Raw genomic sequence first — 26,131 nt, 5'->3', positions numbered from 1 at the left:
GCAAACCCCTAATCTCATTTAGATTAGGTTTTTTTCTATGTGGATTTATATTAGAAAAGAGCAAGAGATAGAAGTTTAATTTAAGTGTTATATGATGAAATGTTTCTTCAATTGCCCGTAAATCCCTTAATAAACTTTCTGCCAAATCCTCTCGTATTTAATTTTTTACAGTTCTCTAGGTTATATTCAATCTTAAAGGAGAACTCTTCATTTAGTTTTTTAAAATTCAACATACATATCTTTAATAGGAATTTCAAGCAGAGGTAAAGTATTTCCATCGTGATATTGATAACTTTGATGCAATCCATTTAGCCAATGGACTTCTAATTTGTCTATTAATTTATCTATGTTTTTCTCCTTCTCTGGATTTTTGCTGATGCTGCGAATGTAATTGGTGTTTCTCTCTAATAACGTATTCAAACAGCTATATTAATAAACTTTAAGTAATTATTCAGTGCTGCCTAAAAATATGGGCAACTCTAAGAAAACCCATTCTGGTTTATTAAAAAAAGTTATTTCTTTGCCGATTGATGCACTACTTTAAAATAAAGGAAGTATCAATACATTATTAGTTAATAAAAGATGAGAGTTATATTTCTATTTTATTTTTTTATAAGAAAAATTTTGATAAGTCATGATGAGCTTGTCTAATTTTTGACTGCAATAAAGGGTATCTTGGCTGTTTAAGCCAGTTTTTTCAGCGACTTGAATCAATTCTTTTTTTATTTGATTAATCTCCTTTTTTAATTCCTCGATCTCTATAGATATCATATAAAGTCCCCAATCACCCATTCTCTTAATTTGTTGTATACAATTTTGGATGCAAGTAATATTATGCCAAATTTTTAATATTATTTAAATAGATTAGACAAAATTTCCTATATAACGACAAGTAATTTATTAGAATCTACGTTATCTATTGATTCAATAAGTAATATTTTAAAAAATAATGTTTTATATTTAGAGAATTAGGGTTCTTATATTATATGAGGAGGTTATAAAAATGACATTTGAAAATATTATTGAAAATAACTTAACAGAAAGTAAGGTAAGTAAATCTTTTGAGGGGGGAGCAGGTTCTCTTATTGAATTGCAAGTTAATATTAAAGCAATGACAGGCAACACTGGTGGCAGTGTCCAAGTTATTGTTCAAGAGTCTGAGGATAATGAAAAATTTTGTGATTCAATTATGACAAAAATTTATAGTACTGGTGAATTAGATAATAATGATACAGTTGTTTTTAAAAAACAGAAGCCTTATCACCGTCTTCACTTTGTAGTAGCTGGTGGTAATCCGTCTATAGATATTGAAGTGAAACAAAATGAACCTAATTAAAAATTTCCTTGTTAGATCCACTGCTATTTTGCTGGTGGGTCTATTTATTTGATTTTCTTATTAAATTCTTCTGCTGCAACGCTGACTTCGCTTATCATAATAATAAAGCCTTTCCCATCAAGGTTTAATAATAGAACTTTTTATAATATTGTTTCATACTAGCAGATAGAATTGCTATAAATCAAAAGAGCTTCTTAATACTCTGTAGCAATCATTATGCGAGATAGGAACTAATAAGATGAACTTTTGTATGGAATTCGATGATACTAGTTTCATAGGATTAATAAATGCTGAAAAGTATAAATCGTTTGTTGATGAGAATTGGGAGTTAGATAGCCTTTTTCAACATTTTTCTAATGAGATGCAAAAGAGGAATATTCTGGTGTTTCAAATGACAGAAGAAGGAATAGAACATTCCTGGAATGTAAAAGTGAAGATTGGAAAGGAAGTAGCAATAGAGCAATATTTTAGAAAGGCAGTCGGTTATATAAGGGTAACAGCAAATCAATTATATTTGGCTGACTATAGCTGTCTCACTATGGCTGCTCAATTTAAAGATAAAAGAGTACCTGATGAAAACTGTTCTAATTATAAGATTGATATTGAAGAAGGTAATTATAAAGTAAATATTATTCAATTTTATAATGCTGATAAAGATGAACATATTGGAGAGGATAAGACTGATATTTTATTGAATTTTATTAAGATATCTGATTTTCAAGCAACAGCTGGAGATGTCTTTTGGTGCAGTTATTAATTGTGAGTGAGATATAGGAAAAGCATTTCATATTTCACAGAAAATATAAAAAGAGAAGGAGTTTGTCCCCCCTCTCCATATTTAAGTTATAATCGGTCATTATCTAATGGTGTATCAATATCTGTTTCCTCGACCATTGCATCACCATCTGTCTCTACTCTTGCTTTTTCACGCTTAATATTCTCCGTGACTTGTTCTGTTTCTGTTACTTTTCTCTTACCAATAACGAGTTCTTCAGTTACGGCAGGTCTCTTTGTTACTTCAACTTTTTCTTCCACAATTGGAACTCGGATCGTTTCATCATCACCGATTGAGGCAGTTGTATCGGTTGTATCGTTATTTACTGCTCGTCTTTCGACATACACTTCTTCATGTGTTACTGGAACATGGACTGTTTTTTGTTCTTCAACAACATCTTTAGTGACTTCTACTTCACCCGTTTGGACACGATCTTTAGAAACATCCAGTTGCTCCTCATGAAGCTTGATAGAATGTTCTTCATTGTTAGTTTTATCTATATCTATATTGCTTCCCGTTGTATTTACAGAATTATGAGTCATATTTCTTATTCCTTTATCGGCGAGAAGTAAAATCTTCCCGGAGTTAATATCTTCTTCATATTCACGCGCAGCTGTTTCATCAAAACCAAGTCCAACTAGGTAATTGGAATAGGAAGTTGTATTTTGATCTGCATGTGTATCAATGGTAAACGGGAAAGCAAGACCCTCAACGAAGCCTCTGCGCTCATAGCTTTGGACATCATCTGTTCCGCCAAGTTCTTCAGAAGTCACTCCTGTTTCATCTTGGATAGCAGAAGGAAAGTCTCTCGTATTTGCAATAATAGACAAATCATTCATAGAGTATCCTTTGTGTTGGAATCCCTCTATAGCATGAATCAGATCATCGCTTGAATTATAAATACCCAGAATTTCTTTACTCATCGGTTATTACCTCCGTTTTTTCTAAGTTTATTTGTCAAGCTCTACACTTCCTACATACCCGACTGATGAATAAAAAAACAATTTTTTATCTATTTTCTTATTTTCAAATAATATAAAAGAATGTAATTAAGCAATGCTGCAGTTCATTTTAATGAGAGATTTGTAAAAAAATTCGACAATATATGATATTATTCTAAGAAATTTTAATTTTCCTCTTGAAATTTTCATTATAAGTTGGTACTATAACGGAGTTATTATTTTTGGAAAGCAGATATTCAAAATATGAGAGTCTTTCCAAGCAGATAATTTTGACCATTTCCTTTTTAGGAACTTAAGGCCATACGGACAGCCGGGTCAAATGCCGATTGGCAACTTTAGTTGCCTTATTGATTGAGTTAGAAGCTCAAATTTTATAAGTTGGTTACTTTACAACCAGTGCAAATGCACATCAACTTGTGAAACGGTCAATAAGAGTAGTAAAAGTAATTATTTGCTATATAGACTCTAAACCTATAATGATATATTTGAATATTGAAGAGCTTTCTTCCATAAATTAATTAGACTCTTATGGGAGACGTATATATGATTACTTCATATTTATATTTACGCCTTCTTAATATTTAAAATATATCCACAAGCAAGTGATGCGCGATTATTCGTTATACACTTGCTTTTTTGTTTATCAATTTTTAAGTGTAAACGATATTATCTTTATAGAATTTCTTAATGCAGCTTTTTCGATATGTGTCGGCTTGGAAGCAGTTGGGAAGTATGTTAATAGCTAATATCAAAGCCCTGTATCGATTAATCCTGCTTGAAAGTTTGTGAAGAAATGCCTTTTAGTTTTATAAAATATATTTTCAGATAGGAGATAAGAAAATGGGAAAAGCACTTATTATTGGTTGTGGCGGAGTTGCTTCTGTTACTATTCATAAATGTTGTCAAAATAGTGAGGTTTTCGAGGAAATTTGTATTGCTAGCCGTACAAAATCAAAATGTGATGAGTTAAAGGCAAAATTAGATGGCGGAAAAACAAAAATCACTACAGCACAGGTTGATGCAAATAATGTGGACGAGCTTATTGCTTTAATTAACGAAGTAAAACCTGATATCGTAATCAATCTTGCTTTACCATATCAAGATCTGCCAATCATGGATGCGTGTCTTGCAACAAAAGTTAACTATGTAGATACAGCGAACTATGAGCCGGAAGATACGGCAAAATTTGAATATAAATGGCAATGGGACTATCGTGAGCGTTTTGAAAAAGCAGGTATTACTGCTCTTTTAGGAAGCGGCTTTGACCCTGGTGTGACAGGTGTATTCTCTGCTCATGCACTTAAACATCATTTTGATGAGATTGAATATATTGATATTCTCGACTGCAACGCAGGTGATCATGGATATCCTTTTGCAACGAATTTTAATCCTGAAATCAATATTCGCGAAGTGACGTCTAACGGAAGGTATTTTGAAAATGGTGAATGGATAGAAACTGAGCCGATGGAAATTAAACGTGTGTATGATTTCCCTGAAATCGGTGAAAAAGATATGTATTTACTATATCATGAAGAACTTGAATCTCTTGCGGTAAATATTCCTGGTGTGAAGCGAATCCGTTTCTTTATGACATTTGGTCAAAGTTATTTAACTCATTTGAAATGTCTTGAAAATGTTGGCATGACTTCTATTGAGCCAATTGAGTATGAAGGACAGCAAATCATTCCGCTTCAATTTTTAAAAGCTGTACTTCCTGACCCTGCTTCACTTGGTCCACGTACGAAAGGAAAAACAAATATCGGTTGTATCTTCCACGGTAAAAAAGACGGAAAAGATAAAACTTATTATGTATATAATGTTTGTGATCATGAAGCGTGCTATAAGGAAGTAGGTTCACAAGCAGTATCTTACACAACAGGTGTTCCTGCGATGATCGGTGCTATGATGGTAATGACAGGAAAATGGAATAAACCTGGCGTATACAATATCGAGGAATTTGATCCAGATCCATTCATGGAAGCATTGAATAAATGGGGACTTCCATGGAAGGAAAGCTTCGATCCGGAGCTGGTAGACTAATATGAGATTTGAAGAATTACCGACACCATGTTATGTGGTAGATGAAAGTCTTCTTGAGAAAAATCTTAAGATTTTAAGCGGTGTAATGGAACGTACTGGATGCCGGATTCTTTTGGCACAAAAGGCCTTTTCTATGTATAAAATGTACCCGCTTATCGGTAAGTATTTGAGCGGTACAGCTTCAAGCGGTCTATATGAAGCAAAACTCGGGTATGAGGAGATGGGGAAAGAAAATCATTGCTTTTCCCCTGCTTACCGCGAGGATGAGATTGATGAAATAATATCTTTATCGGATCATATTATTTTCAATTCCTTCTCACAGCTTGAAATGTTTGGAGAAAGAGTTCGTGCAGCCGGTAAAAGTGTTGGTCTGCGTATTAATCCTGAATGTTCTACGCAGGAAGGTCATGAAATTTATGATCCATGTGCGAGAGGTTCAAGATTCGGTGTGACGATCGAACAATTTCGTCCAGAATTGCTTGAAGGTGTATCAGGAATTCACTTCCATACACTTTGTGAACAAGACTCTGATGCATTAGCTAGAACACTTGATGCGGTCGAAGAAAAGTTTGGTAAGTGGCTTTCACAAATGGAATGGATCAACTTTGGCGGAGGCCATCATATTACAAGAGAAGGATATAATATTGAATTGCTTGAAGATTGCATCAGACGTTTTCAAGAGAAATATGACTTACAAGTTTATCTTGAGCCAGGAGAAGCTATTGCTCTGAATGCAGGTTTCTTGATTACAACCGTGCTTGATAAGCTAGAAAACGACATAGAAATTGCTATTCTTGATACTTCAGCTTCATGCCATATGCCTGATGTGCTAGAAATGCCTTATCGCCCGCCGCTTATCGGTTCAGGAGAAGCAGGGGAAAAAGCATATACTTACCGCCTTGGCGGACCAACATGCCTTACTGGAGATGTTATCGGGGAATACTCCTTTGACAAGCCCCTTGAGAATGGTGACCGGATTGTTTTCGGTGATATGGCAATCTATTCGATGGTGAAAAATAATACTTTTAACGGTATGGCGCTCCCAACTATTGCTGTTCGCGATAAAAGTGGAGATTGTCATATTGTCCATAAATTTAATTATTTGGATTTTAAAGAGAGATTATCATAGAGTAGAAGATATTATTTATAAAATATATTGACAGAATACGATTTGAAAGATATCATCTTTAATTAATCGAAAAAGTCAGGATTATGTTGACCGGACAACCGGAAGCTTCCTAAATTGTGCATATTGCAATTTGGGGAGCTTTTTTTTATTCCATGGAATATGTCAGGTTGTATCCTTTGTTAGTTAATGAAGAAGTTTGAATAATTAAGCAGCGGGATATTCACTTTAATCATACTATTTTGATGCGAATAATAAAATCGATGGATATACTAAGGAGGGTTATTAATGGCTCTGTTTAAAAGAAAGATAAAAATCATTCAAACACACTCTAACAATAAAAAGGATATTTTGATGGAATCTCGAGAAAGAACAAAGGAGTTCAGAACACTTTCCAACTCTACTGATTCTCTTTCTAATTCCATAGACAGTTTACAATATTTTATGAAGAATTCTATTGTAAATATGGAATCCACTTCATTAGCACTAAATCAAATTATAAATTCAGCTACTATTCAATCAGAAGAGACTGATCGAAGCTTAACAGATTCAGAAAGCCTGGGAGAAATCTTAGATCAGTCAGTAACCCAAATATATGAAATGGAAAGTGTAGCTCATAGCTCACTGCAAGCGTGCGATGAGGGACAAAATGCTGTCGAAGGGCTTGAAGAACAGGTATTGGATAATACGGCTGTGTCAGATAGGTTATATTTGACAATGGAGAATTTAATTCAAAAATCAAACCAGATGTCAAAAGCTTTAGATTTAATATTTCAAGTATCACAAAATATACAGCTACTTTCTTTGAATGCTTCCATCGAAGCTGCAAGGGCAGGGGAGGAAGGGAGAGGCTTTGCAGTAGTTGCTCAAGAAATCCGTAAGCTGGCACATAAAAGTACATTAAATGGCCAAGAGATTGGAGAATTGCTAAAGGATGTGCAGCATCAGGTTGGAGATCTGAGCACTATCGTCAAAGATACAAGGGAGTCATCACAGAATGTATATAAAGCCGTTGAGGAAACCAAGTCTCAATTCAGGCTTATCAATAGTAATTTGTCAGAAGTGACTTCTCGTTCGGAAGAAGTCAGTGCTTTATTAGAACATGCTAATCAGAGGAAAGATATTTTAATTGATAATATTCATCATATATCCTCTTTAGCACAAGAATCCCTGGCTTCGGCTTATGAGGTTGCATATTTGTCCGAAACTCAAGCCTCTTCTGTATTATCCGTAGCTGGAGCTGTGCAGGATCTCCAAAGTATATCTTCAGATATTAAGTCAACAATGTCTGGAATTTTAGGAGATCAATTTGATAGAAGCAGGCAGGAGAAGTCATCTCTGAGGATTGGATATATCCCGAATTTAACTCAATCACCAGCACTTTTAGCTATACATAACGGTTTATTTGAGGATGGATTGGAGGAGAAAATTGATGCAAGAACTTATTCTGCCGGTCCTGCAATCGTAAAAGCATTAGTTAATAATCAAATTGATATTGCATACACAGGCCCTGGTCCAGTGTTAGAAGCTTTCTCCCGCAATGAAAATATCCGGATTATTTCTGGAGTAAGTGAAGGAGGGGCTACTATGATTGTTAGAGCGGACTCCGATTTACGAAAAATAGAACAATTAAAAGGAAAAACGATTGCTATTCCTCAGTTTGGAAGCGGACAGCATATATTATTAAGACAAATCCTAAGGAGAAATAATTTAAAAGATATTTTTCGTGGAGGAGATATTCGTATTATTCAAGCGGCAACATCTGATTTACTGGATTTATTTCGAAATAAGCAAATAGATGCGGCAGTTGTACAGGAACCATGGGGAGCGCTTTTGGAAAGCCAAGGTGCTGCGAGAGTTCTGCTCGATTGGAAATCCATCTATAATAATGGACATTATCCGAATACAGTTATAGCTGTAACTGAACATTTCTATGAAAGGAACTCAAGAACAGTAGCAGCAATATTAAAGTGCCATGAAGAATCATTAAGAATAATTAAAGAGGAAGAACATAGAGCTATTGTTGCCCTTTCGAGTATCTTAGAAAAACTAAGCGGGGAAACTTTGCCTATTAGAGCTATAGAAACAGCTATTAAACGAATTATCTGGAATGATAAAACAGATTTCTCGGTTCTTCACAATTTCACTGAACTGATGAGACAGGAAGGTTTCTTACAAAATGACATTGATCTTAAAGGGTTATTATCCTAATAGTTATTGATTGGAACTTATTCTCCCCTAAGTTTGACTAAGTCATTCTCTATTAAATTGAATCCTCATTATTAAGCATAAATCAAAATTTAGTTTGAAATCCTATTTTTATGTTATGATGCAATAATGTGGAGGAATCTATAATGAATAGTCAACGCTGGATGTCGCAGAACTTTTTTATATTTTTTATAACATGGGGTATATTTTTGCCTTATTGGACAGGATGGCTTGTGCAGGCAAAAGGACTGAGTGTAACAGAAGCAAGCTTAATAATGGGATTTGGATTGCTGGCACGCGGTGCATCGACGATGTTTGCTTTTCCGCTTGCATCTAAATACTGGAGCAATCAAATTGTTATTCTCATTTTGACAATTTGCTCACTTATAGTGACGGTCATTTATATTCCTTTTTCATCTTTTGTCACCCTTTTTATCGTGACAATGATATTTAACGCTGTTTATCCAGCTTTGCTTCCTGCTATGGACAGCACAGCGGGAACTCTCGTACAGCAGGACGGCGTGAATTATGGGAGAAGCCGTTCTTACGGCTCACTGGGCTTTATTGTTTCGGTATTTATTAATAGTTTAATCATCGGTTATTGGGGAGAACAGTCCATTTTATGGAGTATGATGGCTGGCCTTTTTTTAATACTTTTTATGCGTTTTTTACCTGCTCCGGATGTAGTATTAGTAAAGCCTGTGGCCGTGGAGCGAAATTGGCTACAATCTATGCGCAATTTATGGCAGGTGAAAAGTTTTCCTATTGTGTTACTCGTTGTTGTTTTAATACAGGGGGCACATGCATCTTACTATAATTACGCTTATATTTATTTGCAGGATATAGGTGTTAACAGCTACTATATAGGAATCATTCTTAATATTGCTGTCATCTTTGAAGTTTTTTATTTTGTGAAAGCTGATCATCTGCTCACGAAGTGGCAACCTTCATCTTTATTATTAGTAGCGGCGGCAGGATCTACTCTTCGCTGGGTACTTATATTTTCATTTCAAAATGTATGGGTCTTTATGTTATCGCAAAGTTTGCATGCACTGTCATTTGGAATGGCACATTATGCATTTATCCGTTATATAACAAATAATTTACCAAAACAGCAAATTTCTAATGCACAAGGAATCTACTCAGCTGTTGCTTTAAGTTTAGGGACAGCTTTGTTAACACTTATGGGAGGCTTTTTATATGAGATTGTTCCTGCGCTTGCCTTCTTAGGAATGATCGTATGTACTTTGCCGGCTATCGCACTAATCATAGTGACGAGAAAACATTATAAATATTAATTTCTGAAATGCATGTTCAATTATTAGTTAATAATTGAACATGCATTTTCTCATATAAAATAGAGGGACAGGCTGATTAAATGGCGAAATAACAAAAATAGTATCATTATAGGATGGGAAATTTAATTTAGAAGGAATGATTACATGAAGCTAAAGTATTTATTGCCCTTATGCGTATTTATCACTTTATTTATTTCTCTTTTATATCCTGGTCATTCATTAGCAAAATGGGCATATTCGTTTGTTGTTTGGGATGGTTATACTTACGTAATCAGTGATGAGTATGTAATCGAAGTAGATAAAGAGATTGGTCATGTGACACAATATTCTGATATAGAAGGAACTTATTCTGGTAATTTCTCAAATAGTTATAAAGAAGGTACTAAATATTATTCCATCAAAGATGTTAGTACAGATGAAGCAATTGCAATTCAAGAAGGAGATAATAAATATAAAAAAGCTGTCAGAGACGGGGAATACATAGAAGCTAAAACTGATTACTTTCACCTGACTCCATCAATTTTAATGATAGTTTTTTTATTTGCTGCTCCCACTATTGTTTTTAGTATTTATTTTATAGAAAAGAAAGTGAGTAAGTGATTATTCTGCTGTTCGAAATGATATTGCTAATAAGTTTAATTAGAATGGTAAGTTTCTTATTATCAAATGAGGAAACTTGTAAGAAGCTCGAATCTTATTTTTTAGATTCAAGCTTCTAGTTTTAAATAGATTGTTAAATAATTTGAATAATATCTTGATCCTGGCTGGTTACACCCTCATCAAATACAAGTCTTGTTTGAAAGCGGTAAGATAATTCATCTGTTGAAGCCGTCAGAGATGTTGGTAATTTAAAGCAAAATGGAAGATCGTACGCTTCTTCAGAGTTAATGGACCTTGCGGTTAGGATAGTTGCAGTATCAATCACTTTCTCCATTCCTGCTGCATGATCAGTCAATAAAAGATCACATTCCACTCTTTTTAGTTTTTGTTCAATTGTTCCTCCCTCAATAGAGAAATAGCCACGAACGATATCACCTGCTTTATATGTTTCCTTTTGTAAAATGAGATCAATTTTTGCTGAACCGATACCTAATAGAGACATGTATTTTCTTAGTATCAATGGGAATCCTCCTAAATTATTTACATAATAATGATTTTTTTAAGTTATTTATTTTTAGTGTCATGTTGCTGTTCAGAAGTCCAAATTTTTCATTAACTTAGTAAGGGTGATACGTCATGTATTCGATAGCTTCCCCAACCTTTTTTAATGTGTAAATAGTGAATTAACTTCTCCTAGCTATAAAATTCAGAGTGAAAACAAAAAACCTTTACCAGTAGATGGTAAAGGTTTAAGATAAAAATAAAGACCTTCACCAGTAGATGGTAAAGGTCTTGCTAACAACGTTATGTTGCCAATAAAGCCGGGAGCAGTAAACTCCGAAATGACGACTTTATTGTAAAAGCTACTCCCCTTTAGGAGAAATATTCGACTATTATAAGATAATGATAAATAAAGGATATGAAAATGTCAAGCCTTTCTAACAGTTTAGCTTCTTTGTATTTTACTAAAATTAGGAATGTGAAATTTGACTAATAGGAACTAATGTTCTATTATAAAGTTATAAATAGGAAGGGTGGGAAAATTTTGAATGAGCCTGTAATAGAAAAAAGAAAAGTCACATTAGACGGTTTTAGTTTCGTAGGAAGAGCAGCAAGGACAACGAATGAGGCTGAAATGACAGAAGAAGGGATGATCCCTAAAGTTAATGAATATTTCTTTGAAAACCAATTGTTAGAGAAAATATCTCATAGAAAGAATAATAATATAATTGCTTTGTATACGAATTATGAGTCGGATGAGAAAGGCTCTTATGAATATGCTGTAGGCTGTGAAGTAGGAGAGGATAACATTTTTTCTGATGAAATGAAGAGATTTACTATTCCAGAGCAGAAATACATAGTTTTTACAACAAAGAAAGGTCCTTTAAATGAAGTCATTTTAGAAGCGTGGCAGTTCATTTGGAATTGGTCAAAAGATAATAAGCGTGCTTTTACAGCGGATTTTGAACTATATGATGAAAAGTCAATTGATCCGCAAAATGGTCAGGCAGATATTTATATTTCAGTAAAATAGGCTCTGAAAAAAATCGCTAAATATCCATCATATTCAGCGATTTTTATTTGGGGAATAATTCAAAAAGAGAAGTGGAAAATGAGATTAGGATTCTCATATTAATGCGATCACTCACCCTTTTTTCTAATTTCTAATCCTTTTTTATCTAATAAATATTGAAGACCTGTTTTAAATTTATCGTATGCTTTAATGTTCACTAAATTGCTGCCATTGGAAAGGATGAGATTTTGTGCAAATTTGGGAGAAAATCCAACGAAAAGAGTTTCTACTCCCATAAGATTTAAAGCATTGACCAAATCATTTATTTTTTCGTTTAATAATTGGTAACCCATGCTGTCTTCTACCTCAAGAGAACTTATTCCTGTGAAATCAATCAGAACTGTATCTGCTTTTTCCCTGGCAATGCCATTAACGATTGTTTCCTGAATATGGTGGAAACGTTCAACAGAAAGAATTCCATTAAGAGGTACTAAAAATGCATTTGGAACAATCGAAGGGATAATGGGAGCTGATAATTGTTTAATTAAATCCTCGTATCCCTTTAATTTCTCTTTTAATTCCATTAATTCTTGATTTAAATCATTCATATTATCGAATACTCCTATCCATTTTGAAGATTATAAATTCCAATTGAATATGTAACATTGCCATTATTGTAACTTATATAGCTTTTTATTTACCAGCTCTTATGCAAATATTGTTTGTAAATTCCTTTTGAGGATGAGGAAAGAGGTATTAAATTTATGCAAGAAGGTAAAGTGGAGAACAAGTTGAAGCAAATAATTACCGGTTTAAGCGGATTTCTTATATTGGATCTATATTTTAATGTAACAACTCATTTCTTATCTAACAGTATTCTTCAATTTTGTTGTCTGCTATTGTTCTTCCCGCTTGCTTCATACATAGCGAAATTAAATGGACTAAAAGGACTTAGTGGAATAGGGCTGAGAAGGAGTAGCAATTCACTAAAGCAATTTTCTATCAGTTTTCTTATAGGTTTTGGTTTTTGGACGTTAATGTATACTGTATATTGGTCGCTTGGAAAATATGAAGTAATAGGCATTAAAACCGGTTTAGACGCATGGATAACTCTCATTCCAATATTGGTTGGCTTTTTTCTCGGTTCCTTAATTAATGATGTAATAACAAGAGGATTTATTATTAATTTATTAAAAGGGAGAATGAATCCTTTTTGGATTGTTTCTATCAGTATTATTGTGTATGCAGTGGATGACTTTTGGAATGGTGATCTTACTGTCTTTAATTTTATTTTTTCAGTCATTTTAGGCTGTTCTTTGACGCTCTCTTTTTACAAAACAGGCTCCATCTGGGCAAGTACTGGTATCCACTTTGGCCTAAATACGGCCTATGGTTTGCTTTATGGACTTAGTGGGAAACATGGAGGTGGGTTATTATTAACTGCTGAAGGAGAAATTAGCCTGTTCCTTAACGATTTTATTTTATTACTGTCTGCTTCCTTAATGCTGTGGCCTGTGTTCCTGTACTATTCAAAACAAGAGAATAAGCAATAAAAAAGGCCTCTCGTGACATATTATGTCTAGAAGAGGCCTTTTTGAATTGATAGAGGGATAGAAATTATATACGTGAGTGAACTTTTTCCCCTTGTACCCATACTTCACGAATATTTTCTGGTCGAGAAAGATACATAATTTTTTGGAATATATCATGTAAAGCTTCATTTTCCTCGTAAATAGGCAATTTTGCAGATGGTAAGGAAGTATCAATGATTTGGGCATCCCAAACATAATTCTCTGCCAAACGTCCGATTGGCAGACTTAAACCTTCACCGCCACCAGCAGTCGCTAAATAGAATGCTTCATTAATTGTAATACGTGAATTCGGTACACCTCGTTCTTCCGCAGGAAGAGCTGTGTTAACACCATCTTCTAACATTCTGGATGACATTACAGCTTGTCTTGCATTATCAAAAAGGCTAGGTGAGAAGCCACCGGAAATATCAGATCCTAAGCCGATCTCTACCCCTTTTGAATGCAAATGAGCAATAGGAATAACACTATTTGCAAAGTAGGCATTTGAGATTGGACAATGGCAGACAGCTGTACCTGTTTCAGCAAACAACTCAGCATCGTCATCATTCAAAAAGTTACAATGTGCCATAACAGACTTTTCACGCAGTAGGCCAAAATCATGTAACGCAAAAGCGTCATTCTTATCAAAACGGTCCTGCACATAACCATGTTCCCAGTCACTTTCACTGCAGTGTGATTGAATGTAAGTATCATGCTTTGCAGCTAATTCCCCTAAGCCTTTTAAAGCATCATTTGTACAGCTTGGGATAAAGCGTGGTGTAACTACAGGATAGACACCTTGTTTAACAGATTTAGCTAATTGTTTAACAGCTAAAATGAATTCCTCCGTGTCTGCTAATGCTGTTTCTGTATCAGCATCACGGTAGTATTCTGGATTTTGATCTGGATTATCCATCACAACTTTTCCTACCAATCCTCTTTGCCCTTTTTCAGCACAGATTTGCGCTAATAATAAACTTGCTTCCTTATGAACAGTCGCAAAATAAAGGGCTGTCGTTGTTCCATTTGCAAGTAACGTATTTACAACATCTTCATAAACATTTTTCGCAAAATCTAAATTCGAAAATTTAGATTCAATTGGGAAAGTGTATGTATTTAACCAGTCATAAAGAGGGATATCTAAAGCCGTTCCAGATTGAGCCCATTGCGGAGCATGCACATGCAAATCGACAAAGCCGGGGAGGAAATACTGACCTTCGGCTAAACGATGGAAGTTTTCATTTCCTTCATAAGAATTCAGTAATGTCTGATACTCATCAGTCCCTGGAGCAACAGTTTTTTCAATCATTCCTTCTTCATTGATACAGAAAAGATAATCTTTCAAAATTTCTACTTCTTTCGGTGACTTGCTTGAAAAAGCAGTCCCTTGGAAAACCTTCGTATATTTTTTCATAAATAACACCTTAATTTTCGTATTTTTAAAATTCTAGTTGATATTATAGGGTATTTAAAATGTAAAGTCTATATGATCTAATGGTTCTCATTAAGGGAATAAGTTATTAGTAGTTTGGAAAAATATAATGGAATAAGCAGGGTATCATTTTAACTGCAGGTGTGGCGCTCCCAGTATTAAAAAAATATTACCATTCAAGAATATAAAATAACAATTTATAACGATATTATGTGTTTTAATCAAATAAAGTTCCTATTTCTCTGTTAAGGAAATATTTCACGATTTCTTTGAAAAAAGGTAATAATTATAAGCCTTTCTCAAACTTTAAGTCTTTCTTTGCAATTCATTCTAAATTCTGATATTATTTAGTTATTAAATATTTAGTTGTCTAAATATTTAAATGAAAAGAGGTAATTCTGATGAGGTTACAAGGGGAAAATGGAATTGTAACTGATAGTGCTTCTCGTATTGACAGAGGAATAGCTCTAGCAATGGCAAAAGAAAGAGCTCATATTGCTCTTATTGATGTAAATGAAAAGAAACATTAGCTGAAGTTAATAAATATACAGAAGGTTTGCTTTTTATAAAAGATATCTCTATTAAAGAAAACATTGATGAAATTACGTTAATGGAGGAATGAAGTATGGGAAGATTAGATAATAAAGTTGCGATTATTACAGGCGGAGCATCAGGTATTGGTGAAAGTATGGTTGAACTGTTCAGCAAAGAAGGGGCAATCGTCATTGCCGCGGATATTAACGAGGCAGCACTTGAGAAAGTGAGTCAAAAAGAAAACGTATATGGTATGAAGCTAAATGTTGCTTCAGAGGAAGATTGGCAAGCGTTAGCAAAAGAAGTGAACGACCGTTTTGGGAAAATTGATATCCTTGTGAACAATGCAGGCATCTCATCAGAAAAGCCATATGAGGAAATCAATATTGACGATTGGGGAAAAATGATGTCTATTAATGGTTTTGGTCCATTTGCTGGCATGAAACATGTCGCTCCTTATATGGCAGCACAAAAGAGAGGATCAATCGTTAACATTTCTTCTTATACTGCTCAAATTGGTCAAGGTTTTAATCATTATTCAGCGTCTAAAGGTGCTGTTCGATCTGTATCTAGAGCAGCTGCAACAACTTTTGGCTATCAAGGAGTACGTGTAAACACATTATTCCCTGGTATTATTGAAACACCAATGACAAAATCGTTAGAAACATCGAAAGAGCTTCTCGGCCGTTTAGTTCAAGCGACACCTCTTCAACGATTAGGTCAACCTGAAGATATTGCAAATGCAGCATTATTTTTAGCATCGGATGAGTCTTCGTATATCAATGGTGCAGAATTAGTCATTGACGGTGGATTCTCTGCTCAATAAAATAATGTATAGATATTAAAGTCCCTATCGATTAAGGGACTTTTCTTATTAAAGAAAGCAGGGATTGTAAACATATGAAGGAAAAAAATATCTTTGCACTCATTCATTCTATGGATCAGATTACAAACCATTTAATTATTCAATGGAATAAAATGTTCAAAGAAAATCTTGGTATCTCCCATATTCTTGTACTTGGCCATCTTAAGGAAAACGGAAAAAGTCGTCCATCGGATATCGCGAGAGCTTTAGGAGTAACTCCTCCTACTTTAACTCATTTATCAGAAAAACTTGTGCAGAAAAAGTTAGCCACTCGACTTGTAGACGAGGATGATCGCAGAATTATATATTTAGAGATTACGGAAAAAGGAATCGATATAGTCAAGGAAGCACATGAAGAAGGCAAAACAATTCGTAAAAATTTATTTGAGAAGTTAACAGACGAGGAACGGCAGCAACTATTATCCATTTACGAGAAATTAAATAATTCTATTTGAATTTTTAATCCCTCTACTAAAGGATATGCTTGCTAAGCAGCACAGGGGGAGAATAATCAGATTTTTTATAAAAACTAAGTTTAATCTGTTGGAAAAGAATCCATTTTGATCAATTTTTTCAAAATGGATTCTTTTTATTTGTCCTGAAAAACTGGTTTGTGAAGGGTTTTTAATCAGCTTCATAAACAAAAGGGCTAATAAGATGATGCAATAGAAGGTAAAAAGCAATATATGTCAAAAAAGCAATCATAGTTTCTGTTATCTTATGTGTAGGAGGTTCTTACAATGAGCTACAGTCCAATTATTCAGAAAACAATTGAATATATAGAAACTAATTTGCATGAATCATTATCTTTAGAAAGTATTGCTCAGTTTGCTGGCTTTTCAAAATATCATTATCATCGTGTATTTCAGAAAGAAGCTGGTGTTACCGTATCCGAGTATATTCGATATAGAAGAATTGCTAATGCTGCTAATATGCTGCTTTATACAGATGAAAAAATTATAGATATAGCATTCTATTACCGTTTTGAAACACAGGAATCTTTTACTCGTTCCTTTAAGAAATATTATAAATTACCGCCTGGACAGTACCGTAGAATTATGGGGAAATTAACTTTACAAAGGGAGGAAATGACAATGAACAATGAAGAGGTATTAAAAGGATGGCATTTAAGTGGAAGTCATCCATTCAATTATAAGATGGGAATTGATAGAGAAATCTTTCATAAGGGTAAGGGGTCAGGATTCCTAAAGGCTGTCAAGGTAGAAACACATGGGGAATTTGCGACGATGATGCAGGAATTTAAGGCTGAGAAATACCTTGGGAAAAGATTAAAGCTCTCCGGCTTTTTAAAATCAAAAGCAGTTGATGGATTTTGTGGATTTTGGATGCGCGTAGATAACACGCTTGGGGATGTGCTGCAGTTTGATAATATGGGTAACCGTCCAATTACAGGAGACACGGAATGGAATCACTATTCTATCGTTTTAGATATATCTGAAAATAGTGCGGTTATTTGTTTCGGTGTCCTGCTTTCAGGAAAAGGGCAAGTATGGATTGATGAGCTTAAGTTTGAAGAAGTGGATGATAATACACCGACAACTAATCTGGATTTTAGGGGCATTCTTTTAGACGAACCGATAAATTTATCGTTTGAGGAGTGAAGAAGTGTTTAGCGTGACAAAGTCAAAAAGGAAAATATCTGGTGTGATAATTGGTTTTGTATTAGTGATTATTATAATAGGTGTGAAATTTTGGGTGGGTAATGCCGTTTTTGATTTCGTGAAAGATTTAATTAGTCTGAGAATCAGTATAGATAAGCCTGCGGATACTTATTTGGAACTCGGCAGGCTGAGTGTAAAGTTAATGAAATATTTTATTAGATAATACTTGTTTATCCTTTCCTATAATAATAATTTCATAGGATTCATCCTCTCTTAATAAAGAGGGTAAATTATTTGATGTTATTATCCCGTTCGTTATATTAATGAGTTGATCAGCTTCTTTATTGATATAATTTTCCTGAATAGATGTTTTTAAAATATATTTTACCGGTTTTGGGTTCAGATCTATAGAAATCCCAGTATATTGTTCACTCGTCATCTCTAATTGTCTATCTATCTTAGCAGCAACACTCATCCATTGACTTTCGGAGCTATCAATCTTATCAATAGCTACAGTACTCCTTGTATCAATAGGTTTCCATAGAAAGATAATCAGTCCGAATGAAAGATAACATAAGACGGTAAGAAAGTGTTTATTACTTATTTTCTTCTGCTCTATTTTTTCTCTATATTTCTGTTGTATCCTTCTTTTTGTCATAAATCTCACCCCTATTCTTTTAATTTGCCTTGTTTATTATGTAAATACAGATTGATTCACATGTGCACTGGAATTTGCTTAATAATCGGAATGAATAAATTCTGTTATTTATCTAGTAAATGATGTAGCAATCTATCTTTATCATCAAAAAACTGCTCCATGATATTATAATGGCTTGTTTCTTCAAGTGCAATTTCCTTTGCCCCTTCTTCCGTAAATTCTATAATTTTAGAATTTGGATATGCCATGATAATAGGGGAATGGGTTGCGATAATGAACTGTGAATTTTGAAGGACTAACTCAAGAATCCGGGATAGCTAGAAAGGAATACTATCTCGTTTTAGGCTGATACTTCTTATGTATTGGTCTTTTTTGCTGTTCCATATTAAACATCCTTCTATTATTTATATAAAATTAATATAAGTTTAACAAATAATTGGAAGATGAGTATAGGTTAGATGATAAAATGTTAAATATAGGGTATTTTGATGGTTTGATTAAACTAACTTTTAAGGGGATAAATATGCAAAATCTAACTGCTAGACTGAAAGAATTAGTGGAATATGCTGAACTAAACGGAGTGTTAATGTTAGCAGAAGAAGGAAACACTATTTTTCATCATGCATCCGGCTATGCGGATAGGAAAAATAACAGGCTCTTAGATGGAGATTCAGTATTTGAACTGGCCTCTGTATCGAAGCCTTTTACTGCTATTGCTGTCATGATTTTAAAAGAGAAAGGCTATTTGAATTTTGATGACAAGGTTTCTGATTGGTTAGGAGACTTTCCTTATGAGGACGTGTTAATTAGACATTTATTAAATCATACATCAGGGCTGCCTGAATATATGCAGCTAGTGATGGAGCAATGGGATCATGAACAAATAGCAGAAAACCGTGATGTGTTGAAGCTATTAATCGATTATTCTCCTGAAGTTTACTTTAAGCCAGGGGAACATTGGGCGTACACAAATACTAATTATGTGTTATTAGCACTTATTATTGAAGAAGTATCAGGTAAAACCTTTGCTAATTATATGAAAGAAGAAATTTTTTCAACACTTGGGATGAATGATACATTTGTTTTTAATGCGAAGTATAATCACGGTATAAAAAATTATGCTTTGGGACATGTTTATGATCCTTCGTCAGATGAATATGTTCGTCCGGATAGTTTTTCGGATTTGGCTTATGTCAAATATATGGGTGGTATTCAAGGAGACGGAGCAATAAACTCTAATGCGAAAGATTTACTCATTTTTGATCAGGCTTTATATACAGAAAAGCTTGTTAGCTATTCGACTCTTAGAGAAGCGATGTCTCAAACTGTTTTAAAAGGAGAAGAACCCATTGGCTATGGATTAGGATGGGTAATCAGAGAGATTGAAGAAACGGGTATGATGGTTGGGCATAACGGTGGCTGGCCGGGATATTCCACATGTTTTTGTAGGTTTATTGATCATAATAAGACACTTATTTACCTTTGCAATGAGGAAGTCGATACAGAATTTGAAAATAGAATACTTCAGGTAGCAACAAATATATTATTTGATTTACCTTACAAATTTCCAGAGAAGCCGATACGCCAAAAGGCCGTAGAAATTGAATTAAATGAATGTTCTAAGTTAGAAGGGACGTATCACTCTCCTGACGAGGAAGGGCTATTGGCTAAAGTATTTATAGAGAATGATCATCTCTATTTACAGTTGTCTGGGCAAGTGAAAGTTGCATTACACCCACTTTCCATAACAAAGTTTTTTATAAAAAATACCTCTATTGAAATAAATTTTTCTATCCAAAATGAACAGGTTAGTCATATTTATTGGGAGGAAGAGGGGGAGACAATAGTATTAAATAAAATTTAATAGTGAATTATAAGGAAGATAATATCTTGGAAAGAGCGGATATCCAAGTTAACTAGCTGAGAGAATCGCTTTTAAGCATGCAGATTGTTCCTTTAAGTGGATGGAACTTACTGTTTTTGACGGGGGAAATAAATCCGTTAACTAAGGAACGTTCATTAGATGATAAATAAACTTTAATGAACGTTCTGCCCACTGATTATATAGATTGTTTAAGTTGTATTTTTTAAAAGAAGTGATTTTTATTATTGTTTAAAGCGGCAGCGATTGCCTTGATACCAGCCTCAATTTTATATTCTTCTGTGTTAGAAACATTTAACTTTAAAATCTTCTCACGATAAAATCCATCCAAATAATTTCCCTGAATAGTATCTATTAAAATATTATGATCTGCTAAATGATGAATAAGTGAGTTTATATCAACTTGTTTTGGCAGAATAATATGGCTGTGCATACTAGTCTCCAAAGGCTTTTTATACATTGGAAGGTGGAGTTCAAGGGATTGCCTAAGAACTTTGGCACGTCTAGTATAAGCCTCACTTACTTGTGTTCTGTAACGTTCAAACATACCGCTCTTTAAATAAAGCTCTAATGCTGCTTGGGAGATCATAGAACTATCAATATCGATCGTATTTTTATATTTCTGAAAGCTAGTTTTCAGCGCATTAGGCAATATTGCGAGTCCAATACGCAGTCCTGGAAACATAATTTTAGAAAAACTTTTCAAATAAATAACACGCTCATGTACATCATTTGTGAATAATGGATCAATTTTTTTATTTTGTTCAAAGTCTGCTAAATAGTCATCTTCTATAATATATACATCATATTTACTCGCGAGCCGAAGAATAGATTCCTTTTCTTTTCTATTGTAGGAAGTACCTAGCGGATTATGAAAACGGGGCATTGAGTAAAAAAACTTAATATTATCCTGACGAAAGATTTTTTCTAATTGATTTAAATCAATACCATTTGTTGTACGTTGTATACCAATTGCCTGTAGCTGATATGTCTTTATAAAGTCCATATAAAGATGGTAGCTCGGCTGTTCGACAAGAATTGTCTTACGATTATTTGGAAATGGCATTAAGCTAAGTAACGTTAATGCTTGTTGTACACCTGAAGTAATAAAAATATTATCTTTCTTTGTAAATACCTGATATGTTTCTAATAATTTTTTCACTTCTGTAATTAATGACGGCAATCCGTTTGGTGTCCCATATCGAAATAAATCTTCTTGATATGTATCGATAGCTTTGTTAATACAATGTTGAAAATCTTTATAAGGAAAAGCATGCCAAGTTGGTGATGATGTCGCAAAATCTATGGAATCATCGGCTGCTGGTATGTATGGTGGTTGATGGTCTACGACATAATAGCCACTTTTAGGAACAGCATAAATTAGGTGCTGGTCCTCGAGCTTCTTTAATGCTGTTAGAACTGTACTTTTACTACATAAGAATTGCTTTGATAAAATCCGAATGGACGGTAATTTTGCCCCGGAATGTAGCCCATTTGTTTGAATCAGCTGTCTCAATTTGTCATATATAGATTCATATTTTCGCATACTCAGTCTCCCTTAAAGCATCTGTACCGGTACAGATGCTTATTTCTCATCTCGTATATATTGTTAATTTTTACTACAATTTCTTTACCGGCCGGATAAAACAATTAGAAGGAGTAGATTGTATGCCAGAAAAATGGAAAGCTTATACTGCAGCTATTATATATGCATTCATTATTGGGCTTTCTTTTTTGTTTGTCAAAATAACTTTAACTGTTGCTAATCCAGTTGATATACTCGCACATCGTTTTACGATTGCCTTAATCGGTGCCACAATAGCAGTCTTATTTAATAAAAGCATACTGAAGATCAACTGGAGAGATTTACTAAAAATTATGCCCTTAGCTTTATTATATCCGATCTTATATTTTGCTTTGCAAGTGTTTGGATTAGCTCATACATCTTCTTCAGAAGCAGGTATTGTCCAGTCAACTATTCCTATCTTCACTTTGATATACGCCAGGATTTTCTTAAAGGAAAAGGTTACGAGTTTACAATTAATTGCTATTAGTTTATCGGTGTGTGGTGTAGTATATCTACTTTTCATGAATAGTACGGGAACTCAAGTAACCAATTTAATCGGGAATGGATTGATTTTACTAACGGCCATAGCTGCTTCCTTATACAATGTTTTTGCGAGAAAGTTAACTCAGCAGTATTCTTTGGGAACATTAACTTATATCATGACATTATTTGGATTTATTGTATTCAATACAATAGCAATTGGAAATCATGTGGTGAGCGGGACAATAAATCAATTTTATCAGCCGTTTATGCAGATTGACTTTATTGTATCGATTTTGTATCTAAGTATTTTATCATCACTTGTTACATCCTATCTGTCTAATTATGTACTATCGAAAATACAAGCATCTAAAATGAGTGTTTTTAGTAACCTTTCTACGCTTATTACAATTTTAGCCGGAGTCATTTTCTTGCATGAGAAGCTTTATTTTTATCATCTTATTGGAGCTATCGCCATTATTATAGGAGTTGTTGGTACAAATTATTTTGGCCAGGGCAGCAATTATAATAAAAAACCAAAGACTTTTACTATTGATGAAAGAAATTGAAAACTATATGGCTGCTTCATTTTAGTTCTTCCTTAATAAAAGAAATAATAAAGCAGAGTTAACGAGACTTATATTTAAAAAAATTATTTAAACAATATTATAGGAAGATGAAATTCACTTTTTAGGGGGATAATCTTATGAGTCAAAAAAAGCTTCTTTTATCCTTTTCAGATTTAGTTAAACAGCGTCATTCTGTTCGGAAATATAAGATAGATTACAAGATTCCAAAAGAGGATCTGCATGAAATATTGGAAATGGCACATACAGCTCCATCAGCTTGGAACCTGCAGCATTGGCGTGTTATTGTTATACAGGATTCGACACGCAAAGAAGCGCTCATATCTATAGCCAATGGACAGCAGCAAGTGGCTGATGCATCAGCAGTTTTTGTCATACTCGGAGATTTGGAAGCTAATCTAACAGCAGAAGCTGTGTATCGCCCTTTAGTTGATGATGGATTTATGTCTGGAGAAACATATGCACATATATTGAAGGACATTAATCAAGTGTATGAAACCCAAAAAGCTAAAGCCCGTGACGATGCTTTTTTGAACACATCCCTATTCGCTATGCAGCTCATGCTCGCAGCGAAATCAAAAGGATACGATACTGGTCCTATTGGGGGTTTTCAGGCAGATCGGCTAATAGATTTTCTCCATATTCCAAAACGCTTTATTCCAATTTTAATGATTCCGATAGGGGTTTCCGGTAAACAGGTACATCCAACTGTTCGCTTACCATTGGAAGAAATCTTGATTAATGAATCTTTTTGAATAATTTTATTATTAATAAATTAAGTCGTTATTTCCCCCTTGAGCTATTATCTTAAGGGGGTTTTTTATGTCCAAGAGGATAAAAATATTTAGAACTGTTAGCACTACAATTATGGATGAGCAACGCTCTGTTTAGCAAACATGAATGTTCTTTCGCTATAATAGTAAAAAATATGATAGAAGTGAGGCAGCTCTAATGAGAAAAATCTTAGTCGTAGATGACGATAAAAATATACTGGAACTTGTAAATATCCATCTTACAAATGCTGGGTACAAAGTAATGAAAGTAGAAAACGGTATACAAGCAATTGGAGTACTGCAAAATGAACTTCCTGATTTAGCAATAGTCGATGTTATGATGCCTGGGATGAATGGTTTTGAGTTAACAAAGAAAATACGTGAGGAAACGGATATTCCAGTTCTATTGTTGACATCAAAAGGTGAATTAGAAGATAAAGAACAAGGCTTTCTTGCGGGTTCAGATGATTATATGGTGAAGCCATTCGAGCCTAAAGAATTATTATTTCGTATTGCGGCTATTTTAAGGCGTTATGATAAACCAGCAGATATGATAATACAAATTGGATCTGTAACAATTAACCGCAAAAGTTTTGAAGTAACGGCAGGTAAAAGTATACTTCTGATGCCGTTAAAAGAGTTTGAACTGCTTGCATTATTAGCGTCTAAGCCGAATCAAGTATTCCAGCGGGCAGCGATTATGGAGAAAATCTGGGGCTATGATTATGAGGGAGACGAGCAAACGCTTAACACTCATATTAAAAGGATTCGTGAGAAGCTTGCGAAAATAGCGAAAGATGTAGAAATTGTAACAGTCCGCGGCATTGGCTATAAACTAGAGGTGCACGGCTGATGAAATCTTTGTACGGAAAGTTTCTACTGACAACAGCTTTGATTATGCTGTTTAGTACGGTTGCTGGCTTTTTATTGACGAATACATATTACCACCGTGTGATGAAAGAAAGAAATGATGAAAAAAATGTAGAAATTGCTAGAGATATTGTCACGTATATTGAGGGGGCATCTGAACTTAATTTAAATAGTTATTTAAAGACAATAGGCAGTATAGGTTATCAGCTTTATGTTGTAGATGAAACTGGGGATGAGTCCTTTTACGGAGGAGAATACCGTTTGAAAAACTTGGATGATTCCTCTGTGCAGATGGTCTTGGAAGGTAATATTTATCATGGAATGCGTAATTTTCCACGTGAGACATTTATGACAGGTTTTTTTGCCAATGAAATGTCGAATACAATTGGAGTTCCTTTTCAATATAAGGGAGAGAATTATGCACTCTTTATGCGGCCAGATATTAAGCTTTTATTCAGTGAAGTTCATACTATTTTAGCTGTACTTATCGTCGCTACTGCAATATTCAGCCTTCTTTCCATGCTACTTGTTGCAAAGATGCTCATCGTCCCAATTACAGAGTTAACGGCTGCAACAAGACGGATCGCCGATGAAAAATACGATACAGAGCTGAAAATTGACCGGCGTGATGAAATTGGTCAATTAGCTGTAAGCTTTAATAAGATGGTGGAGAAACTGCAGGAAAATGATAAAGCGCGTAAAGAGTTCATTAGCAATGTTTCGCATGATTTTCAATCGCCACTTCTTAATATTCAAGGGTATGCTGGTTTAATTAAATCACCGGCTATATCTGATGAAGAGAGAGAAAACTATGCCGGAATCATCCAATCAGAAACAAACCGTTTATCAAAGCTGACACGCCAGCTCTTACTATTAACATCTATAGATCAGTCTTCGCATACAGTGAAGTATAGAAATTACCGATTAGATGAGCAGCTGAAGGGATGCGTTAATAAATATCGCTGGCTGCTTGAGGAAGAGAATATTAACTTATATATGACAATGGAGCCTATTGTTTACAAGGGAGATGAAGCACTGCTTGAAAATGTGTGGGATAATCTGTTAACAAATGCGATTAAATATAACTGTCCAGAAGGTGAAATTCATATTGCTGTTAAGACAAAGGAACATTATATTGAGGTGATTGTGCAAGATACAGGAATCGGAATTTCAGAAGCCGAACAAGTACAGATCTTTGACCGTTTTTACAGAGCAGATGCATCGCGTACAAAGGAAGGAACGGGGCTTGGACTTTCCATTGTAAAAGAAATTATTGAATTGCATAAAGGTGAAATTCATTTAGCCAGTGTACCGAATGAAGGAACGGTCTTTACTATTGAATTACCAAATTTGTAAAGAAGAGTTCATATAGAATTCATGTTGGGAAAGTAACATAGTCACCATAGGAATAATAAAGTGAAACTTCTATCAG

Annotated in this window: 26 protein-coding genes and 1 pseudogene; 18 read left to right on the top strand and 9 right to left on the bottom strand. The window is 34.3% G+C overall.

Going from position 1 to position 26,131, the window contains the following annotated elements:
* Window positions 1–219: 219 nt before the first annotated feature.
* Together BFA01S_RS22875 and BFA01S_RS13565 are read right to left on the bottom strand one after the other, a co-directional pair.
* Window positions 220–420, bottom strand: coding sequence for a hypothetical protein (locus BFA01S_RS22875; protein WP_169800484.1), 201 nt, complete (start codon window positions 418–420; stop codon window positions 220–222).
* A gap of 177 nt (window positions 421–597) precedes the next feature.
* Entirely contained in the window at window positions 598–792 is a 195-nt protein-coding gene (locus tag BFA01S_RS13565) for an aspartyl-phosphate phosphatase Spo0E family protein (RefSeq protein WP_235843027.1), read from the bottom strand.
* 211 nt (window positions 793–1,003) lie between these two features.
* Between BFA01S_RS13565 and BFA01S_RS13560 the strand changes: the two genes are divergently transcribed.
* On the top strand, window positions 1,004–1,336 hold the full coding sequence (locus BFA01S_RS13560; RefSeq protein ID WP_066231376.1) for a hypothetical protein: 333 nt from the start codon (window positions 1,004–1,006) through the stop codon (window positions 1,334–1,336).
* Window positions 1,337–1,586: 250 nt separating this feature from the next.
* Entirely contained in the window at window positions 1,587–2,093 is a 507-nt protein-coding gene (locus BFA01S_RS13555; protein ID WP_174521601.1) for a hypothetical protein, read from the top strand.
* Window positions 2,094–2,179: 86 nt separating this feature from the next.
* Here the strand turns inward: BFA01S_RS13555 and BFA01S_RS13550 are convergent, their stop codons facing one another.
* Entirely contained in the window at window positions 2,180–3,034 is an 855-nt protein-coding gene (locus BFA01S_RS13550) for a YsnF/AvaK domain-containing protein (RefSeq protein ID WP_066231371.1), read from the bottom strand.
* Window positions 3,035–3,913: 879 nt separating this feature from the next.
* On the opposite strand from BFA01S_RS13550, the gene BFA01S_RS13545 reads away from it, so the two are divergent.
* The 5 genes from BFA01S_RS13545 to BFA01S_RS21965 all read left to right on the top strand — a co-directional run bounded on the left by BFA01S_RS13545 (window position 3,914) and on the right by BFA01S_RS21965 (window position 10,345).
* Window positions 3,914–5,113 (top strand): saccharopine dehydrogenase family protein, encoded by a 1,200-nt coding sequence (locus BFA01S_RS13545; protein ID WP_066231368.1) that lies wholly within the window; start codon window positions 3,914–3,916, stop codon window positions 5,111–5,113.
* A 1-nt stretch (window position 5,114) separates the two neighbouring features.
* Window positions 5,115–6,242: a carboxynorspermidine decarboxylase gene (gene nspC, locus BFA01S_RS13540; protein ID WP_066231365.1), complete on the top strand. Its 1,128-nt coding sequence runs from the start codon at window positions 5,115–5,117 to the stop codon at window positions 6,240–6,242.
* A 285-nt stretch (window positions 6,243–6,527) separates the two neighbouring features.
* Entirely contained in the window at window positions 6,528–8,450 is a 1,923-nt protein-coding gene (locus BFA01S_RS13535; protein ID WP_066231361.1) for an aliphatic sulfonate ABC transporter substrate-binding protein, read from the top strand.
* A 143-nt stretch (window positions 8,451–8,593) separates the two neighbouring features.
* On the top strand, window positions 8,594–9,745 hold the full coding sequence (locus BFA01S_RS13530) for an MFS transporter (RefSeq protein WP_066231357.1): 1,152 nt from the start codon (window positions 8,594–8,596) through the stop codon (window positions 9,743–9,745).
* A 144-nt stretch (window positions 9,746–9,889) separates the two neighbouring features.
* The gene (locus tag BFA01S_RS21965) at window positions 9,890–10,345 is read left to right on the top strand and encodes a hypothetical protein (protein WP_174521599.1); all 456 of its coding nucleotides are present in this window, start codon (window positions 9,890–9,892) and stop codon (window positions 10,343–10,345) included.
* A gap of 133 nt (window positions 10,346–10,478) precedes the next feature.
* On the opposite strand, the gene BFA01S_RS13520 is transcribed toward BFA01S_RS21965, so the two are convergent.
* Entirely contained in the window at window positions 10,479–10,865 is a 387-nt protein-coding gene (locus BFA01S_RS13520; RefSeq protein ID WP_066231354.1) for a sporulation protein, read from the bottom strand.
* Window positions 10,866–11,390: 525 nt separating this feature from the next.
* Here BFA01S_RS13520 and BFA01S_RS13515 point away from each other — a divergent pair.
* Window positions 11,391–11,879, top strand: a complete 489-nt coding sequence (locus tag BFA01S_RS13515) for a GyrI-like domain-containing protein (protein WP_082799988.1) — start codon at window positions 11,391–11,393, stop codon at window positions 11,877–11,879.
* Between the two features lie 107 nt (window positions 11,880–11,986).
* Here BFA01S_RS13515 and BFA01S_RS13510 read toward each other — a convergent pair whose 3' ends face one another.
* The gene (locus BFA01S_RS13510) at window positions 11,987–12,466 is read right to left on the bottom strand and encodes an STAS domain-containing protein (RefSeq protein WP_066231352.1); all 480 of its coding nucleotides are present in this window, start codon (window positions 12,464–12,466) and stop codon (window positions 11,987–11,989) included.
* Window positions 12,467–12,622: 156 nt separating this feature from the next.
* Between BFA01S_RS13510 and BFA01S_RS13505 the strand changes: the two genes are divergently transcribed.
* Window positions 12,623–13,411 (top strand): CPBP family intramembrane glutamic endopeptidase, encoded by a 789-nt coding sequence (locus BFA01S_RS13505; protein ID WP_066231349.1) that lies wholly within the window; start codon window positions 12,623–12,625, stop codon window positions 13,409–13,411.
* Between the two features lie 64 nt (window positions 13,412–13,475).
* On the opposite strand, the gene guaD is transcribed toward BFA01S_RS13505, so the two are convergent.
* Window positions 13,476–14,843: a guanine deaminase gene (gene guaD, locus BFA01S_RS13500; RefSeq protein ID WP_066231346.1), complete on the bottom strand. Its 1,368-nt coding sequence runs from the start codon at window positions 14,841–14,843 to the stop codon at window positions 13,476–13,478.
* 419 nt (window positions 14,844–15,262) lie between these two features.
* Between guaD and BFA01S_RS23475 the strand changes: the two genes are divergently transcribed.
* From BFA01S_RS23475 to BFA01S_RS13485, 4 genes are all read left to right on the top strand, one after another.
* Entirely contained in the window at window positions 15,263–15,391 is a 129-nt protein-coding gene (locus BFA01S_RS23475) for a hypothetical protein (RefSeq protein WP_268874869.1), read from the top strand.
* A gap of 95 nt (window positions 15,392–15,486) precedes the next feature.
* Window positions 15,487–16,221, top strand: a complete 735-nt coding sequence (locus BFA01S_RS13495) for an SDR family NAD(P)-dependent oxidoreductase (protein ID WP_066231343.1) — start codon at window positions 15,487–15,489, stop codon at window positions 16,219–16,221.
* A gap of 74 nt (window positions 16,222–16,295) precedes the next feature.
* Window positions 16,296–16,715 carry a MarR family winged helix-turn-helix transcriptional regulator gene (locus tag BFA01S_RS13490; protein ID WP_066231341.1) on the top strand — a complete coding sequence of 140 codons (420 nt, stop codon included), beginning with the start codon at window positions 16,296–16,298 and terminating at the stop codon, window positions 16,713–16,715.
* A gap of 285 nt (window positions 16,716–17,000) precedes the next feature.
* Window positions 17,001–17,882 carry a helix-turn-helix transcriptional regulator gene (locus tag BFA01S_RS13485; RefSeq protein WP_066231339.1) on the top strand — a complete coding sequence of 294 codons (882 nt, stop codon included), beginning with the start codon at window positions 17,001–17,003 and terminating at the stop codon, window positions 17,880–17,882.
* A 199-nt stretch (window positions 17,883–18,081) separates the two neighbouring features.
* Here the strand turns inward: BFA01S_RS13485 and BFA01S_RS13475 are convergent, their stop codons facing one another.
* Together BFA01S_RS13475 and BFA01S_RS23680 are read right to left on the bottom strand one after the other, a co-directional pair.
* Window positions 18,082–18,540, bottom strand: a complete 459-nt coding sequence (locus tag BFA01S_RS13475; protein WP_066231334.1) for a hypothetical protein — start codon at window positions 18,538–18,540, stop codon at window positions 18,082–18,084.
* 104 nt (window positions 18,541–18,644) lie between these two features.
* A pseudogene (locus tag BFA01S_RS23680) lies at window positions 18,645–18,857 on the bottom strand (AAA family ATPase); the annotation flags it as partial.
* Between the two features lie 206 nt (window positions 18,858–19,063).
* On the opposite strand from BFA01S_RS23680, the gene BFA01S_RS13470 reads away from it, so the two are divergent.
* The gene (locus BFA01S_RS13470; RefSeq protein ID WP_066231331.1) at window positions 19,064–20,404 is read left to right on the top strand and encodes a serine hydrolase domain-containing protein; all 1,341 of its coding nucleotides are present in this window, start codon (window positions 19,064–19,066) and stop codon (window positions 20,402–20,404) included.
* Window positions 20,405–20,627: 223 nt separating this feature from the next.
* Here BFA01S_RS13470 and BFA01S_RS13465 read toward each other — a convergent pair whose 3' ends face one another.
* Window positions 20,628–21,968, bottom strand: a complete 1,341-nt coding sequence (locus tag BFA01S_RS13465; protein WP_066231328.1) for an aminotransferase-like domain-containing protein — start codon at window positions 21,966–21,968, stop codon at window positions 20,628–20,630.
* 122 nt (window positions 21,969–22,090) lie between these two features.
* On the opposite strand from BFA01S_RS13465, the gene BFA01S_RS13460 reads away from it, so the two are divergent.
* From BFA01S_RS13460 to BFA01S_RS13445, 4 genes are all read left to right on the top strand, one after another.
* Window positions 22,091–23,038 carry a DMT family transporter gene (locus tag BFA01S_RS13460; RefSeq protein ID WP_066231325.1) on the top strand — a complete coding sequence of 316 codons (948 nt, stop codon included), beginning with the start codon at window positions 22,091–22,093 and terminating at the stop codon, window positions 23,036–23,038.
* Between the two features lie 137 nt (window positions 23,039–23,175).
* On the top strand, window positions 23,176–23,811 hold the full coding sequence (locus BFA01S_RS13455) for a nitroreductase family protein (protein WP_066231322.1): 636 nt from the start codon (window positions 23,176–23,178) through the stop codon (window positions 23,809–23,811).
* Window positions 23,812–24,007: 196 nt separating this feature from the next.
* On the top strand, window positions 24,008–24,682 hold the full coding sequence (locus BFA01S_RS13450; protein WP_066231317.1) for a response regulator transcription factor: 675 nt from the start codon (window positions 24,008–24,010) through the stop codon (window positions 24,680–24,682).
* Window positions 24,682–26,055, top strand: a complete 1,374-nt coding sequence (locus BFA01S_RS13445; RefSeq protein WP_066231314.1) for a sensor histidine kinase — start codon at window positions 24,682–24,684, stop codon at window positions 26,053–26,055. Before BFA01S_RS13450 ends, BFA01S_RS13445 begins: the two co-directional genes overlap by 1 nt.
* Window positions 26,056–26,131 lie beyond the last annotated feature (76 nt).

The sequence above is a fragment of the Metabacillus fastidiosus NBRC 101226 genome, assembly GCF_001591625.1.
GTDB classification, from domain to species: Bacteria; Bacillota; Bacilli; order Bacillales; family Bacillaceae; genus Metabacillus; species Metabacillus fastidiosus.
Note: the sequence above shows the minus strand (reverse complement) of the source record. Positions and strands in the feature narration are given on the sequence as shown.